Consider the following 15,323-nt stretch of genomic DNA (forward strand, 5'->3'; position numbering starts at 1 on the left):
AAAAAAATTCCGGTCAACGAAGGCGGCGGGAAGGTCATTGATAAAAGTCGTATGTACCACGTTGAAGGCATGTACAATTTCAATCGCATGATTCCCTGGTTTGAGCTTTTAATAGGAGCATCGTACCGCACATACCGCATCAACAGCGAAGGAACGGTCTTCATCGATAAACCGGGACATCCGGTTGTAATGGATCAGTATGGAATATTCGCTCAACTCACCAAAAGCCTGTTCAACAAGCACCTGAAGCTGACCCTTGCCGCACGATACGATAAAAACCAAAACTTCCGTGGCAGGGCTACACCCCGGTTTTCATTGGTATATACTGTTGATCCCGGTGAGAAACATAATATCAGGGCATCGGTACAAACTGCATACAGGTTTCCATCCGTCGCCGACCAGTATACCGACCTTAATGTTGGGCCTTTCCGTGTTATTGGAGGTTTACCGGAAATACAAGATAAATATGGTTTCAATTCCAATCCGCCGTATCCCCTTACCGGGATCAACCCTATCACCGACAAGCCCGACACTGCCTATGGATACTACCGTTTCCCTGAATTCAAACCCGAAAGAGTAACTGCCTTTGAATTGGGCTATAAGGGATTATTCCTTCACCGTATGATGTACTTGGATGTTTATGGATTTGTAAATCGCTACAATGGCTTCCTGGCTACCCAGGTCCTTGCACAAAATCCATATACACCGGAAGAAAGACGATTTCAAACCACCGTAAGTACTGATGATCCTATCATTGCTTATGGCTGGGCGGCCGGTATCGACATTCTTCTTCCCAACCGTTTCTATGTAAAGGCCAATGTTGCATACAATGCTTTGGAATCACTGGGAGACAGGCCGCCTGGGTTCCAGTCACGATTTAATACCCCAAAATACCGGTCCAATTTTGCACTTGGGAACAATAGTGTATATAAAAACTTTGGTTTTGGCCTGTCATGGCGTTGGCAGGATCATTTCCTTTGGCAGTCAGCATTCGGAGTAGCAGAGATTCCTGCTTTTTCTATCCTGGATGCACAGATATCTTACAGCATACCTCGTCTGCACACGGTATTAAAGGTTGGTGGATCGAATGTATTAAATGATCCGTATACGACTTCATTTGGGAGTGCACAGGTTGGGGGGTTGTATTATTTTACTTTGGTTTATGGAGGCAGATGACATCTTCTCCTAGCGAGATGTCATCTGGTCAAACACCCTCATCCCCTCCGTTACCTCACCCTCATTTGTGAACAAATCCGTATGCCAGTTCAATGGTTCCCAAACACAGGTTCCCTGTCCCATCCCAGCGGGGAGGTTAAACACAATCCTGTTTACTTCCTCTTTAAAACCTGAGTATTCTACCACATTGACCGGTTTGCCATATCGTTTGATAAGATCCCGCAAATTAGCGTCGAGATCTTTAAGGGTACCGTGCCAGCGGGGGTAATACGACAAACCGATAATATCAAATTCCACACCACGGGCAATCATATTATCGAACCAAAATATGGCTTCCTCATTTTGTCCTCCCAGGGCAAGATGCATTATAACGGGAATTCCAGGATCCACGGATCTGACACCTTCCACACCGGCAATTAGCAAGGCCGCCAGCCCGTCGGGATTCCCTATGTGACCATCGGGCCATAAGATTCCATGATTGATCTCGTTGCCAACCTGGACCATATCAGGAAATGTCCCCTGGATCTGAAAAGCCCTCAGAACACGCTCAGTATACACCCTTACTGAATCGCACAATCCTTCGAATCCGGCATTGACCCAGGAAGCGGGTTTATACTGCTGCTGAGGGTCGGCCCAGTAATCACTGTAATGATAATCCAGTAAAATCTTCATGCCGGCATCTTTCACCCTTCTGGCAAGGGCAAGAGTTTGCGAGAGCCCGCAATAGCCTTTGCCCGGCGAATAACCCTTCTCGTGTGCCGGATCAACAAAAATCCGCAAACGGATATAATTAAACCCATGATCGCGAAAAATATCCAAAGCATCTTTTTCGAGTCCATTTTCATAAAACCTCTTCCCTTCATCTTCCAATTGTGGTAAAAATGAGATATCCGCCCCTATCATTTTGTTCATGCGCACATCAGATAAATTTACCTGGCTTTTACCTGGTTTCATCGCAACAAAATTACCGGGAAGCACATGAATTTCATGGGATGCTTCCCATAATCCTTCTGATTTAGCTCCCACTTTAATTTTACCGCTTCCCTTGCCCGCTCTCAGTAATAATTGACATTCGCCGTTGACGACACCTACTGATGCCATTCCCGTATCACTTACCAGTAAAAGAACATCTCCATCTTTGCTATAAATGGATGCATCGCCTTCAACAATCAAATCCACCGTGCCTTTCGCGCTGGTTATCTCACATCCGTTACTATCACAAAGAGTAATTCTTAACTTCGTTTCTCCTTTGATTTCAGGAAGTGTAGTACTGTAAGATGTAAGTTTGACCATCACAGGTATGCCATCCTTTACCCTGTCATTCAGCAAATAGTCACCTCCTTTATCAGGGTTCCGGCACTCAACAAGTAATAACAGGAATGCAATAAAAAAAAATAATAAATACTTCATAATTTCAATTCTCAGTTAACATCATTTCCAAATTGAACTGACAGATGACATCTCCCTGGGGGGAGATGTCATCTGTAAAAAACCGCTGCTATTTCATTCCAAGTTTAACAATCTTACTCACATTTTTTTTGCCTTCTGTATTATAAACCGTTAGTATATAAACACCATCTTTCCAGGAAGAAGTTGATATCGTATGATTTCCATCTAACATATTCATGGCAGTGTATATCTCCCTCCCATTAAGGTCGCAAACAGTCAGATTACATACATTTACGCTCCCGGCTGCGCATTTAATATCTAATCTAAAGTTGTCTCCACAGGGGTTGGGAAATACCCGGCAATCTAACGACTCCAAATCATTACTTTTCGATGGCACTTTGACCAGGGTTGTATCGTAAGCCTCTATCATGATCACTCCGGCATTGAAATCGGTCAGGTATATTGTGCCGTCAACCCCCAGAGTAACATCAACACTGCCAAAGTTGTTGGATCCCCAACCTTCGGTTCCTTTACAGGTTGCTACAATGGACGGATTACCAACATTATGTAAATCAAGCACCTGCAAACCGTACATCTTATCAGCAATATAAACAAACCTGTTCTTTACTGTGAGATCACTTACAACCAGGCCGGCCTGGACAAAAGAGCCTCCAGCAACCAGGTGTTCACCGTCGAAATCGAACCACAGAACCATATTACCCCGGCCGGCGACAATCAGATCGTTATCGGCCGCCAGTGCTCCTATTTCCCCGAAACCATTAAACATTAGGATTGTATCCAATAATATAAAGGTATCATTCTGCACTTCCGAAACAGCAAGGTAGTAATCGTTCCCTGTACTGTCATATTTAATGCCGTAGAAAACCTTATCCGCATCTACTGTAATGGCTTTGGGACTGTTATTTATTGCAACTTCATCCAACCTGTCGCCTGAAGGGATCAACGGATCATACAGCGACATGGTTTTCCCTCCAAATCCAAAAAGTGGTACTTCTGCACCGGTGATCAGGCGTGGTCCGCATTCAGTGTGCATTTTATGGAGGGTGACAGCAAATTCCAGGTTCAGGTGATACAGTGAATCAGGCTTTCCTCCATAAAACCATGGGTTCAGATTGAATACATGGCCATTGGCAAGCACCAGAAGGCTGTCATTAAAAAACTCAAAATCGGGTACAAAATAATGATGATGAAGACTGTATAAATGCAGTATCCTGGAATCTGTCATAAAACCTGAGCTATACTTAATACTGTCAGTATTATAAGCTGCGATTCCCCATCCTTCTTGTGCCACCCACAGGGTATCGCCAAAAACCTTGCAGGATTGCGCCCACCCGCCCGTTTCTATTAAAAGTAAAGTATCCAAAGGGATAAGCTCTGAAACATTATTTATCGCCACACCAAGCCACTCAGAAGACGTTGCCATATATGGCGTACCATGCATCAGGGCCACGTCGAAATGCCATAGGCCCGGGTTGATGTAACCGATCATATCCATTGGACTGGCGGGAAGACCTGCGGCATCCAACACAGGGATATAGGCCAGGGGAAATCCCATGGATGGGTCTATTGCACAGCCGGTGGCCACAAACAGGGTATCCCCTTTCATATCCAGGTTCATGACGTTAGCCTGAGCAACCACGGGAAGTCCGTTCACGATGACCGTGTCAACGCAGGAAAGATTGGTCCCTGAATACTCCAGGGCAAACAAATAAGATTTCATGAAAAGATCCAGAGGACGAGGGCCACCACAGACAAAAAGTATATCATCCTGGGTTATGGAAAAATTTAAGTTCTGTATGAGCTTTATCTTATCGCTTTGCCAGGTTGCCACAGGCGTAGATAGATCATCTTTATCATAAATATTAACAAAGCCCCAGATCAATCCCTGGCTGCCGACAGCAATATGCCCGCTGTTGCCGGTTACACAGAAAGAACCTGTCAGGGGACCAAATTCCGAAATCTCTGAAAAACCCGAAGCCAAACTGAATTTTAGAGATCTAACACGCACGTTATCTGCAACATATAATGTATCACCTGCCCTATAGAGGTCATAGGCTGCCTTATCTCCATTGGGGGATGTGATCTCATATTGATCCAGGATGTCCAGTGTGGCAGTCGTCCTGTCTAAAGCATAAACCCCGTCGTGTGTTGCTGCTAAAAAGATCACATTACCGTAAAAATCCGATTCATTAACTATTCCCATGAGTGCCCTTTTGGCCATAATTACCGGATTTGCAGGATCCGTCATATCATATAACCAGATGCTTGTCCCACAACCCACCAACAATTGCTCATTAACCGGATCATAATTAACATGATAGGCAGCACCTCCCGGTGTCTGACCTAATCTCTCAAGCTCGCTAACCTGTGGGAACAGAAGCCCTGGGAATAGAATTAAAATGAAAAATCCCGGATTTAAGAATGTTTTCATAATAACTTTTTTTATTGGTTTGGCTCATTTTCAAACTAAGTTAAGCATTTTCCAGTCTGTTACATTTATCCTTTTAAAATAATCTCCTATATTTGATAAATCAATAACCAAAAACCAGCTGACATATGACTCCGGAAATAATCCCGACACCAGACACACTGCCGGTTAACTGGCTCTGGTTCGAAATCCTCCTGCTTGTCACCTTCCTACTACATATCATCGTGATGAACTTCATTGTGGGTGGGAGCATTCTTACCATTTTTGATTCTTTCAGGAAGAAGACATTCAGAGATGAAGTGATGACCATTCCGACACTGATTGCGCTGACGATCAACTTTGGTGTCCCACCTTTGCTTTTCGTGCAGGTTCTCTACGGCAACTTATTTTACACATCTTCCGTGATCATGGCAGTCCCATGGATACTGGTTATACCCTTTCTCCTCATAGCCTATTACGGAGCCTACATTTATGTCAAGAAAAATGGAAAATCACATGCTATAGCTCAGGTGAGTCTTTATATCTCCACAGCCGTGATGCTCATCATTGCCTTTATCTATGTTAACAATAACACACTGATGCTGGACCCATCACGTTGGAGCATGTATTTTTCCGATCCTGCCGGAACCAACCTGAACTGGGGAGAACCCACACTTTTCCCTCGTTACCTGCATTTCATCGTTGGAGCCATCTCGATTGCCGCGCTGGGTAAAGCCTTATTTTACCATTACAGCAGGAAAGCAGACCCTGAGCTGAAAGAGAAGCAGATTGCCTCTGGTTTAAAGGTTTTCGGTTATACCACCATCGTCCAGATCATTATTGGACTGTGGTTCCTGATATCTCTTCCCAAAAATATTATGATGCTCTTCATGGGGCAAAACATTGTATATACATTCCTCCTGATACTTGGCATTGTACTGGCACTGATAACCCTTCACTCAGCCTTTACCAGGAAGCTAATGTTTACAGTGATCACTACCATCATCCTTCTCATCACCATGATCCTGATGAGAGACCTTCTGCGCCACGCGTATCTGGAAGGGGTCTTCGATCCGGCTGGTATGACAGTCACCGGGAAGTACAGTTCACTCATTCTGTTCCTGGCTGCCTTTATCATCGGGCTTTACAGCCTGTATTACATGATTAAACTGATGTTCAAACCAAAAACTCAATAACTATGAATTATCCGGTTTGGGAAATTACATCCACCGGTGGTGGATTGCTCATAGCCATTATCGCCATTGCCCATGTTTTTATTGCCCATCTGGCAGTAGGTGGCGGTTTGTTCCTGGTATTAACGGAGATGAAAGCATTCAGGGACAACGATGCTCAACTTATGGATTATGTCAAAAAACATACCTGGTTTTTCCTGTTGCTGACCATGGTTTTCGGAGGAATCACCGGTGTAGGCATATGGTTCATTATTTCCCTGGTCAACCCTGCCGCCACCTCCGCTCTCATCCACCATTTTGTTTTTGGCTGGGCAACAGAGTGGGTGTTTTTTATTGGGGAAATTGTAGCTCTGCTCATTTACCATTACCGCTTCGGAAAAATGGACACCAGGGCTCATATCCGTATTGGTTGGCTTTACTTCATATTTGCATGGCTGAGTCTTTTTATCATCAATGGCATCATCGGCTTTATGCTCACACCCGGTAAATGGATTGCAACGCAGAACTTCTGGCACGGGTTTTTCAATCCAACCTTCCTGCCCGCATTAGTTTTCAGGACAGGGATAGCCCTCACCATTGCCGGACTATTCGGGTTGGTTACAGCAGCATTTATAAAAGACCGTTCATTTCAGATAAGGCTTTACCGCTATTGTGCCCGTTGGATCTATCTTCCTATCCTGATAGTGGTTGCAAGCGGTTTCTATTATGTTTATTCTATACCGGAAAGCTCCTTTCACAATATCTTCATTGCCAATCCTGAAGCTGTTACGTATATCCGGCTGTTTTTCTGGGCGTCTATCCTCGTTGTTATTCTGGGGCTAATGTTTATCTGGCAAGCACCATCAGGGATACAGAAAACAGGAATATTGCTCATTATCGTATTCGCTTTTACCTGGATGTGGGGATTCGAATATACAAGGGAAATAGCCAGGAAACCCTATGTTATATACGATTACATGTATTCTACTTCCATACATCCTGAAGACATCCCAACACTGAATAAAAAAGGGTTTTTAGCCCAGGCCCGATGGTCAGAGATCAAGGAAGTCAACAAAGAAAATTTCCTGGAAGCCGGTTATGAACTTTTTACCCTGCAATGCCTTGCCTGCCATACCATTGACGGATATAACGGGATAACCGCACAAACGGCTCATTTGACCGAACGTGGTCTTATTGCCAAACTCACCGGATTGGGTAAAATCAACGATTATATGCCTCCATTTGCAGGAACAGAACTGGAAAAGGAAGCGCTGGCTGCTTATATTTCAAGGACGCTGCATGGGGCCGAGGCTCCTAAAACCGGTTATGTGAGCGTGAAAGAAGAGGCGTTTGAAATTCCACCTTTTGACAGTAAAAAGGATGAATATGTACTTCTGGTATGGAACGATCTTGGAATGCACTGCATTTCCGATAACGACAAGTATTTCTCTTTCCTGCCTCCTGCCAACACCCTTTGGGCCCAACTGATAAAGCGGGGGAAAAATCCTGAAATCGTTACCGGAGATGTCATCCTGGAATATAACGTTCAGGAAGGATACCAAAACCCCCAGGATCATGTTGATTTCTGGGAATATGCCGACAAGGTTTACGGGGCAACATTAGAGCCAGGTATGGGATTAGCGGGGAAAATGGTACACGGTGAAATGGATCCCACCGGTGGAAATGCTTTCGTGGCACATCTGATACCTGTTACCCCCTATCAGGATAATGGAGACTACAATCCATATCCTCTTTTTACCATAACAGCAAAAGAAAAATCAACAGGCCGTATCCTGGCTTCAACAATGGCCGTGGCGCCTACTTCCACCGAAATGGGTTGCCGGAACTGTCACCAGGGAGGCTGGCGGGTCAATGATATATCCGGTGTAGCCGATGAAACTGCCATGAACATCCTGGAAGTGCATGATCGTATTAATAGCACCACCCTTCTTTCGGATGCTTTGAACGGCCAACCCAGACTTTGCCAGTCGTGCCACCAGGATCCCGCCGTGGGCACTCCCGGCAGGGAAGATATCCTGAATTTCTCTGCAGCTATGCACGGATTTCACGCCAATTACCTTACAGGGTTAAAAGATGATGCCTGTAACCTTTGCCATCCGGGAAATATCCGTGGAAACACAACTTGCTTCAGGGGAAGGCACAAACAGATGGGACTGGATTGCACCTCTTGTCACGGGACTATGGAAGACCATGCCCTGGCCTTGCTTAAAAAGGAAGAACAGTGCTATAAACCTTCTGCTGTTAAACTCAGAGAAAACCTTAACCCCAGGATGGCTGAATCATATGTTTCTATTGAACCCAGAATCCCCTGGCTTCAGGAACCGGATTGCATGAATTGTCATAAAGATTTCAACATCAAACAATTGACTGAAAGGCCAAATGCCTACAACGACTGGGCAGCAGGATTTAAGGCATTATACAGGAACAGAACTGATGAACAGGGGATGATGTGTGCTGCCTGCCATGGATCACCGCATGCAGTTTATTTTGCTACTAATAAATATGGTATCGATCGCGACAATATCCAGCCTATCATGTACCAGGGTCTTTCAGGAACCATAGGTACTGCAGGAAACTGCGCCGTTTGCCATACTGTAGAAATGGAATACAATGGCCACCATCGAAACATGATCAGAGAAAATCCACTATTCAGGAAGCCGCAAATACCGGGTATCCTGGCAGTGAAAACAGAATAAAGCCATGAACGACTGGAAATCAAGAAAGCCATTCTATGGTGTTTGGATCTTTATTGGTATTGGCATAGGAGCCCTTATCGGAGGTTATATTAAGAATTTTCCGCTGGGCATTGGACTGGGTTTGGGACTGGGCATTATTCTGGCACTCTGGACCGACCGAATCAGTAGGAAAAGGACAGATAGAAATGACAACCCTCCTTCCGGGGGCATATGATCCGAGTATTAAAAATCGAAACAAAGACTGGTATGCCCTTGTTACAGATTATTTTTCAGGACTGGTAAAAAAATAAAACCCAAGAAGTGCAGGGATGACAAAATCCTGAATACTGGCGGCTGTGCCACTATATATTCTCGCCATATAAACTACCGCAAGCGCAAAATACAACAAGCCCGGGATAACCGTGAGCCCGTTGCCTTTTACAAAACCGCCTATAAAAAGCAACAAGGCAAAGAGTGCAAACCCCGCTGCGAAGGCGAAGCCAATATCAAGGTGTAAGCCGATGTAGGTATTCCAGAAAGTCATTCCGGTAAACAATAACAAAGCAAGGCGGAAAAGCCATCTCGCTAAAGGATAAGCAGTTTTAAACGGTTTCATAAGTATGCTGATTTTTTAGCTAAAATTAGTCAAATAAAACGGAAAAACAACTGTTGTTTATTTGTTAACAGAAAGATAAATATATTTGCAAAAACGCTTATAAGCATGCGGGAATTAGTAGCAATCACCTTATTTTTCGCCGGTTTACAATGCACAGCTTCCATCCCGGTCGACTCAATTCCGGAAAATAGCCCTTTGGATACGGTAAAGTATTGGAAAATCAACGGACAGTCAACACTTACATTAAACCAGATTGCTTTTTCCAACTGGGCCAAAGGTGGGGATAACTCCCTTTCAGGCAAAGCAGGTTTCGTATTCACATCTGAATACAATAAAGGAAACAGGCTTTTTCAAAGCAAAGTCAATCTGGCGTATGGAACCAACTGGACAGAAACGAATCATTTCAGGAAGACCGAAGACCGTCTTAATCTAAGTGCCATGTATGGATACCGCGCCTACGAGAAGTGGTACTATTCGGCACTTTTCGAGTTAAAGACCCAGTTTGACAAAGGGTATAAATATCCTGACGATTCTACGGTCATTTCCCAGTTTTTTGCTCCAGCTTATATAACAACGTCTCTTGGAATGGAAATAAAACCGGTGGAATATTTTTCTGTTTTCATGTCTCCGGCATCCGGAAAATTTACTTTTGTGCTTAACCAGGAGTTGGCCGATAAGGGTTCATACGGGGTTAAACCGGCTGTGGTTGATCCGGAAACCGGAGAAATGCTTGAAGAAGGAAGGCATATTAAATCAGAATTCGGGATAAATTTCGTGTTAAACCTAAAAAAACAACTCTTCAAAAATATTAATATCAACTCAATATTTAACCTGTATAACAATTATCTCGACGATAACCTCCTGAACCGTTGGAACATGGATATAGACTGGGAAACCAACCTCGATTTCACCATTAATGAACATGTTGCCACAAATTTATACGTACATATGATCTACGATCACGATGTGAAAATCCCGGAATACGAGGTGATTGACGGAAAAAAAACCAAGGTAGGAGAATACGGTCCTCGTCTGCAACTCCAGGAATCATTTGGCATAGGCGTAAGCCTGAAATTTTAATTTATGGAACCAGATATCAACCTAATCAAAGAGGCTGCCGGATTAATCAAAAAATCGCGCAAAACAACAGCTTTCACGGGTGCCGGCATTTCTGTGGAAAGTGGGATTCCCCCTTTCAGGGGCGAAGATGGGATCTGGAGCAAATACGACCCCATAATCCTGGATATTAACTATTTTCAGATGCATCCTGCAGAATCATGGGCAGTAATTAAAGAGATATTTTATGATTTCTTCGGTAAAGCCAAGCCCAATAAAGCTCATGAAGTACTTGCCAGGATGGAGAAAGAATCCCTCCTGGATGCCGTGATCACACAAAACATTGACAATCTGCATCAGGATGCAGGAAGTCGCAAAGTGCATGAATTTCATGGTAATTCAAGATATCTGACCAGCATGACCAACCGGAAACGGTATCATGTGAACGAGATAGGATTTGACAAAATGCCTCCCCGCTGTCCGGAAACCGGAGGATTGCTCAAACCCGATTTCATTTTTTTCGGTGAAGGTATCCCCAGCGATGCCTATATGGCATCTATTCAGGCAGCCAACAGTTCAGATGTGTTTCTGATCATCGGCACAACCGGAGAGATCATGCCGGCCAGTCAAATCCCAATAATTGCAAAACAAAACGGCGCTAAAATCATTGAAGTAAATGTCGGAAAATCTAACTATACATTTTCCATAACCGATATCTTCCTGCAGGGTAAAGCAACTGAGGTTATGGAATTATTGGAAAAAGAACTTTTTTCGCCGGGATAAAATTGTATCTTTTAAATATTCCTAAACATTAACAAAAAGTTGCAGGCTTCAGGGTACAGGTTACATGTGACAGGTTACAAGTGACAACTCATTACTCACTACCCTTGCTCAAACTACCTGCAACCTGCAACCTGCAACCTGTACCCTGAAGCCTGCAACCTGATTTCATTCATTCCAATACTCATAAAATTTTAAAAGGATTTTTTACGGTTTTACTTTCCGGTTTATAAACCTTATCTTTGATCTCATATTTTTACTTATTTTCTATTATGGATATTCTCTGGATCATAATCGGGATTGTGTTATTATTTCTGGGTTTTATTTTCTGTGTATTACCGGTTTTACCAGGACAGGTTTTGAGTTATGGGGCTTTACTCATCCTTCAGCTCAAAGATGACGCACCGTTCACAGAAGATTTCCTTGTTATAATGGCCTTGATTATGATAGGTGTTACCGCACTTGATTATATTGTTCCTGTTATCGGTACAAAGAAATTCGGCGGGACCAAGAGGGGTACCTGGGGTAGCATTATCGGACTGGTTATTGCTGTGGTTATACTGCCCCTTTTAGGAATTACCATCGGTCCATTCGGTATTTTAGGGATCATTCTGGGTCCTTTTTTAGGAGCTTATATTGGGGAATCGACCGGAGGGCGTGACAGCCGCGAGTCGCTGCGGGCTGCATTCGGCTCATTTATAGGGTTCCTGGCCGGAACCATGATGAAACTGGCTTACAGTATTGTAGCTGCTGTTTACTTTTTTATAAATCTTTGAAAAAAAATCAGCTTTATGGATATTGAAACACTTGATTCCATTTCCAAAAAAATCAGGATAGATATAGTAAAAAGTCTTGCAAACGCCGGATCCGGGCACCTTGGCGGGTCTATCGGACTGGCAGATATTTTCACTGTCTTGTATTTTAATACTCTCAATCACAAGCCGGAGAATCCTGAGTGGGAAGACCGTGACAGGTTGATCCTTTCTATAGGGCACGTAGCGCCGGTGCTTTATGCTTCGCTTGCGCATGCAGGTTATTTCCCGGTAGATGAACTCATGACGTTAAGGAAACTGGGAAGCAGGCTTCAAGGCCATCCTGGAAAGGAGTTTGGGTTACCCGGATTGGAATTATCGGCAGGATCACTGGGCCAGGGACTTTCTGTTGCCGTAGGTGTCGCCCTTGCAGGAAAACTGGAAGAAAAGGATTGGCATGTTTACAGCATTCATGGTGACGGAGAGCTTCAGGAAGGCTCTATCTGGGAAGCTGCCATGAGCGCCGCTCATCATAAGCTCGATAATCTGACTGCCATCGTTGATCGTAATTATGTTCAGATCGACGGGTGGACGGAAGACGTTATGAACCTTGAACCCCTTACCGATAAATGGCGCTCCTTCGGCTGGCATGCCATCAGTTGCAACGGCCATAATATGGAAGATCTGATCTATGCCCTCGAAGAAGCCAGGTATACCGAAGGCAAGCCTACCGTGATTATCGCGTCAACGAAGATGGGTAAGGGAGTGAAAAGCATCGAAGATGATTACCACTGGCATGGAAAAGCACCAAACCAGCAACAAGCGCTGGATTTTATCAGGGAAATTGAAGAATATTATCAGGAATAAAAGCTGTCATTTTTATGAGTATATACGAAAACAGGGGCTTGAAGCCTACAAAACAAGGTTTCGGGGAAGGTGTGCTTGAAGCCGCCCGGCGCAATAAACAGATAGTCGGGATAGGTGCAGATATAACCTCTTCCGTTGGCATGGACATATTTGCCGGAGAATATCCCGACCGTTTTATCTCGCTGGGCATTGCAGAACAAAATTGCATCGGTGTCTCCGCAGGTTTGGCTTTATCGGGTAAAGTACCGGTATTTGCTACCTATGGCGTTTTTGCAGCACTAAGGACTACCGACTTCATCAGGATTTCTGTGTGCTATAACAATCTTCATGTTATCATCGGAGGTGCTCATAGCGGGGTGTCGGTCGGACCGGATGGCGCCACCCACCAGGCACTGGAAGATATCGCAGTGATGCGGGTACTTCCTAACATGACCGTCATTTCTCCCTGTGATGCGACACAGACAAGGATGGCCACCGTTGCAGCCATTAATAAAGCCGAAGGACCGGTTTATGTGCGCTTTGGAAGAGCTCCGGTACCCGACTTCAGCTCCGAAAACCAAAACTTTGAAATAGGTAAAGCCCAAACCATGAACCGAGGTGGTGACGTTACCGTGATCGCTACCGGCCACCTGGTCTGGGAAGCCCTTCAGGCAGCAGAAATGCTTTCCGAAGAAGGCATCAAAACCCGTGTGCTCAACATGCACACCATCAAACCTTTGGATGAAGATGCTATCCTGAAAGCAGCCGAGGAAACAGGTGCTATAGTAACAGCAGAAGAACACCAGATCACAGGCGGACTGGGTTCCGCAGTTGCCGAATACGTTGTCAGAAATTGCCCGGTACCCATGGAATTCGTCGGGATGCCCGACAGCTTCGGGGAAAGCGGTGAACCGGATGAACTTATGATGAAGTACGGCATGAAGGCCATGGATATTGCAGGAGCCGTTCATAAAGTACTTGAAAGAAAAACCGGTAACCCGGGATCATAAATTATTGAATAATGAAAAAATATTTCCTGCCAATGCTTCTAACTGGACTGATCGCGTGTACCGGACCGACAACCGAGACCGGAACTCAGAATGCTACCTTAAATAACCTCAGTAAAGAGGAAATGGCCGCCGAAGTAAAAGAGGCATTCCTGCATGCCTGGAACGGCTATAAACAATATGCCTGGGGCCATGACGCCCTCAAACCCCTCTCGAGAAGTTATCACGACTGGTATGCACATTCCCTGCTGATGACTCCCGTTGATGCTTTTGACACAATGATCCTCATGGGTCTCCAGAAAGAAGCAAATGAAGCAAAAGACCTGATTCTGGATTCATTGTCATTCAATTATAATATGGATGTTCAGGTTTTTGAAGTTACCATACGGTTGCTTGGCGGGCTCATTGCCGCCTATCAACTCGACGGTGAACCCCGCTTCCTGGAACTTGCCACCGACCTGGCCAACCGCTTGCTCCCTGCTTTCGATACTCCCACAGGAATGCCTTTCCGCTATGTTAACCTGATCACAGGTATGACCCGCGATTCCATCAACAACCCTGCTGAAATCGGTACTCTTACAGTAGAATTCGGAACGCTGTCCAAACTTACCGGAAACCCGGTGTATTATGATAAAGCAAAACAGGCTGTTACTGCTTTATTCTCCAGAAGATCAGATATCGGATTGGTAGGAACTACCATCAATGTGATGACCGGCGAATGGATCAACCAACAAAGCCACATTTCTGCTATGATCGATTCATACTATGAATATCATCTGAAATCAGCAAAACTGTTCAATGATAAGGATTTTCAGGATATGTTTGATGCCGGTATCCAGGCTGTGAATAAATACCTTGCCGATACTACATACGGCGGCTTATGGTATGGTCAGGCCAATATGTACACAGGAGAAAGAACCGGAACCCGCTTCGGGGCCCTGGATGCCTTCATGCCTGGTTTGCTGGTACTCAGCGGAGATATAACCAGAGCTAAAGCACTTCAGGAAAACTGCTTCCTGATGTGGACAAAACATGGAATAGAACCGGAAACCATAGATTACAGCAACTTTGAAATCCTCTGGCCATCCTACGTGCTTCGTCCTGAAAATATTGAATCTGCCACCTACCTCTATCATAAAACCGGCGATGAAAAATACCTGGAAATGGGTAAGGTGATGTTCCAAAGCATTTTACAGCATTGCAAAACCGATGCAGGTTTCGCCGCCATCAGGGATGTCAGAACCATGGAGAAGTCAGACCAGATAGAAAGCTTCTTCCTGGCCGAAACCCTTAAATATGCCTACCTCCTGTTTGCCGAAATACCCGGGTTTAATTTCAATGAGAAGATCTTTAACACGGAAGCGCATTTGATAGGGGGTTATGAGTTATGAGTTATGAGTTATGA

13 protein-coding genes are annotated in these 15,323 nt (G+C 44.6%); 10 read left to right on the top strand and 3 right to left on the bottom strand.

Annotated elements, in window-relative coordinates; translation table 11 throughout:
- Positions 1 to 1,176, top strand: a 1,176-nt coding sequence (locus tag KKA81_07190) for a TonB-dependent receptor (protein ID MBU2650701.1), incomplete at its 5' end; no start/stop codon positions are given.
- 9 nt (positions 1,177 to 1,185) lie between these two features.
- Here the strand turns inward: KKA81_07190 and KKA81_07195 are convergent.
- Positions 1,186 to 2,586: a glycosyl hydrolase 53 family protein gene (locus KKA81_07195; GenBank protein MBU2650702.1), complete on the bottom strand. Its 1,401-nt coding sequence runs from the start codon at positions 2,584 to 2,586 to the stop codon at positions 1,186 to 1,188.
- An 88-nt stretch (positions 2,587 to 2,674) separates the two neighbouring features.
- Positions 2,675 to 5,017 (bottom strand): T9SS type A sorting domain-containing protein, encoded by a 2,343-nt coding sequence (locus tag KKA81_07200; protein MBU2650703.1) that lies wholly within the window; start codon positions 5,015 to 5,017, stop codon positions 2,675 to 2,677.
- Positions 5,018 to 5,142: 125 nt separating this feature from the next.
- Here KKA81_07200 and KKA81_07205 point away from each other — a divergent pair, with 125 nt between their 5' ends.
- Genes KKA81_07205 through KKA81_07215 form a run of 3 tightly spaced genes read left to right on the top strand, consistent with a single transcriptional unit; the run spans position 5,143 to position 9,096 of the window.
- Positions 5,143 to 6,189: a hypothetical protein gene (locus KKA81_07205; GenBank protein ID MBU2650704.1), complete on the top strand. Its 1,047-nt coding sequence runs from the start codon at positions 5,143 to 5,145 to the stop codon at positions 6,187 to 6,189.
- Positions 6,190 to 6,191: 2 nt separating this feature from the next.
- Complete coding sequence (locus KKA81_07210) at positions 6,192 to 8,882, top strand: cytochrome C (GenBank protein ID MBU2650705.1); 2,691 nt, start codon at positions 6,192 to 6,194, stop codon at positions 8,880 to 8,882.
- 4 nt (positions 8,883 to 8,886) lie between these two features.
- Positions 8,887 to 9,096: a hypothetical protein gene (locus KKA81_07215; protein ID MBU2650706.1), complete on the top strand. Its 210-nt coding sequence runs from the start codon at positions 8,887 to 8,889 to the stop codon at positions 9,094 to 9,096.
- A 48-nt stretch (positions 9,097 to 9,144) separates the two neighbouring features.
- Here KKA81_07215 and KKA81_07220 read toward each other — a convergent pair whose 3' ends face one another.
- Positions 9,145 to 9,477 (bottom strand): hypothetical protein, encoded by a 333-nt coding sequence (locus KKA81_07220; GenBank protein MBU2650707.1) that lies wholly within the window; start codon positions 9,475 to 9,477, stop codon positions 9,145 to 9,147.
- A 105-nt stretch (positions 9,478 to 9,582) separates the two neighbouring features.
- Here KKA81_07220 and KKA81_07225 point away from each other — a divergent pair, with 105 nt between their 5' ends.
- The 6 genes from KKA81_07225 to KKA81_07250 all read left to right on the top strand — a co-directional run bounded on the left by KKA81_07225 (position 9,583) and on the right by KKA81_07250 (position 15,309).
- Complete coding sequence (locus KKA81_07225) at positions 9,583 to 10,557, top strand: DUF3078 domain-containing protein (GenBank protein MBU2650708.1); 975 nt, start codon at positions 9,583 to 9,585, stop codon at positions 10,555 to 10,557.
- A 3-nt stretch (positions 10,558 to 10,560) separates the two neighbouring features.
- Positions 10,561 to 11,316 (top strand): NAD-dependent deacylase, encoded by a 756-nt coding sequence (locus tag KKA81_07230; protein MBU2650709.1) that lies wholly within the window; start codon positions 10,561 to 10,563, stop codon positions 11,314 to 11,316.
- 269 nt (positions 11,317 to 11,585) lie between these two features.
- On the top strand, positions 11,586 to 12,089 hold the full coding sequence (locus KKA81_07235; protein MBU2650710.1) for a DUF456 domain-containing protein: 504 nt from the start codon (positions 11,586 to 11,588) through the stop codon (positions 12,087 to 12,089).
- Between the two features lie 15 nt (positions 12,090 to 12,104).
- Entirely contained in the window at positions 12,105 to 12,932 is an 828-nt protein-coding gene (locus KKA81_07240) for a transketolase (GenBank protein MBU2650711.1), read from the top strand.
- A 14-nt stretch (positions 12,933 to 12,946) separates the two neighbouring features.
- Positions 12,947 to 13,921, top strand: coding sequence for a transketolase family protein (locus KKA81_07245; GenBank protein MBU2650712.1), 975 nt, complete (start codon positions 12,947 to 12,949; stop codon positions 13,919 to 13,921).
- Positions 13,922 to 13,953: 32 nt separating this feature from the next.
- Positions 13,954 to 15,309, top strand: a complete 1,356-nt coding sequence (locus KKA81_07250; protein MBU2650713.1) for a glycoside hydrolase family 47 protein — start codon at positions 13,954 to 13,956, stop codon at positions 15,307 to 15,309.
- Positions 15,310 to 15,323: the final 14 nt, after the last annotated feature.

This window comes from Bacteroidota bacterium (assembly GCA_018831055.1).
In the GTDB taxonomy this organism is placed as follows: domain Bacteria; phylum Bacteroidota; class Bacteroidia; order Bacteroidales; family B18-G4; genus M55B132.

Bases quoted from the DNA above. Each gene is read 5' to 3' on its own strand.
- KKA81_07195 (MBU2650702.1), bottom strand. From the start codon at position 2,586: ATGAAGTATTTATTATTTTTTTTTATTGCATTCCTGTTATTACTTGTT.
- KKA81_07200 (MBU2650703.1), bottom strand. From the start codon at position 5,017: ATGAAAACATTCTTAAATCCGGGATTTTTCATTTTAATTCTATTCCCA.
- KKA81_07205 (MBU2650704.1), top strand. From the start codon at position 5,143: ATGACTCCGGAAATAATCCCGACACCAGACACACTGCCGGTTAACTGG.
- KKA81_07210 (MBU2650705.1), top strand. From the start codon at position 6,192: ATGAATTATCCGGTTTGGGAAATTACATCCACCGGTGGTGGATTGCTC.
- KKA81_07215 (MBU2650706.1), top strand. From the start codon at position 8,887: ATGAACGACTGGAAATCAAGAAAGCCATTCTATGGTGTTTGGATCTTT.
- KKA81_07220 (MBU2650707.1), bottom strand. From the start codon at position 9,477: ATGAAACCGTTTAAAACTGCTTATCCTTTAGCGAGATGGCTTTTCCGC.
- KKA81_07225 (MBU2650708.1), top strand. From the start codon at position 9,583: ATGCGGGAATTAGTAGCAATCACCTTATTTTTCGCCGGTTTACAATGC.
- KKA81_07230 (MBU2650709.1), top strand. From the start codon at position 10,561: ATGGAACCAGATATCAACCTAATCAAAGAGGCTGCCGGATTAATCAAA.
- KKA81_07235 (MBU2650710.1), top strand. From the start codon at position 11,586: ATGGATATTCTCTGGATCATAATCGGGATTGTGTTATTATTTCTGGGT.
- KKA81_07240 (MBU2650711.1), top strand. From the start codon at position 12,105: ATGGATATTGAAACACTTGATTCCATTTCCAAAAAAATCAGGATAGAT.
- KKA81_07245 (MBU2650712.1), top strand. From the start codon at position 12,947: ATGAGTATATACGAAAACAGGGGCTTGAAGCCTACAAAACAAGGTTTC.
- KKA81_07250 (MBU2650713.1), top strand. From the start codon at position 13,954: ATGCTTCTAACTGGACTGATCGCGTGTACCGGACCGACAACCGAGACC.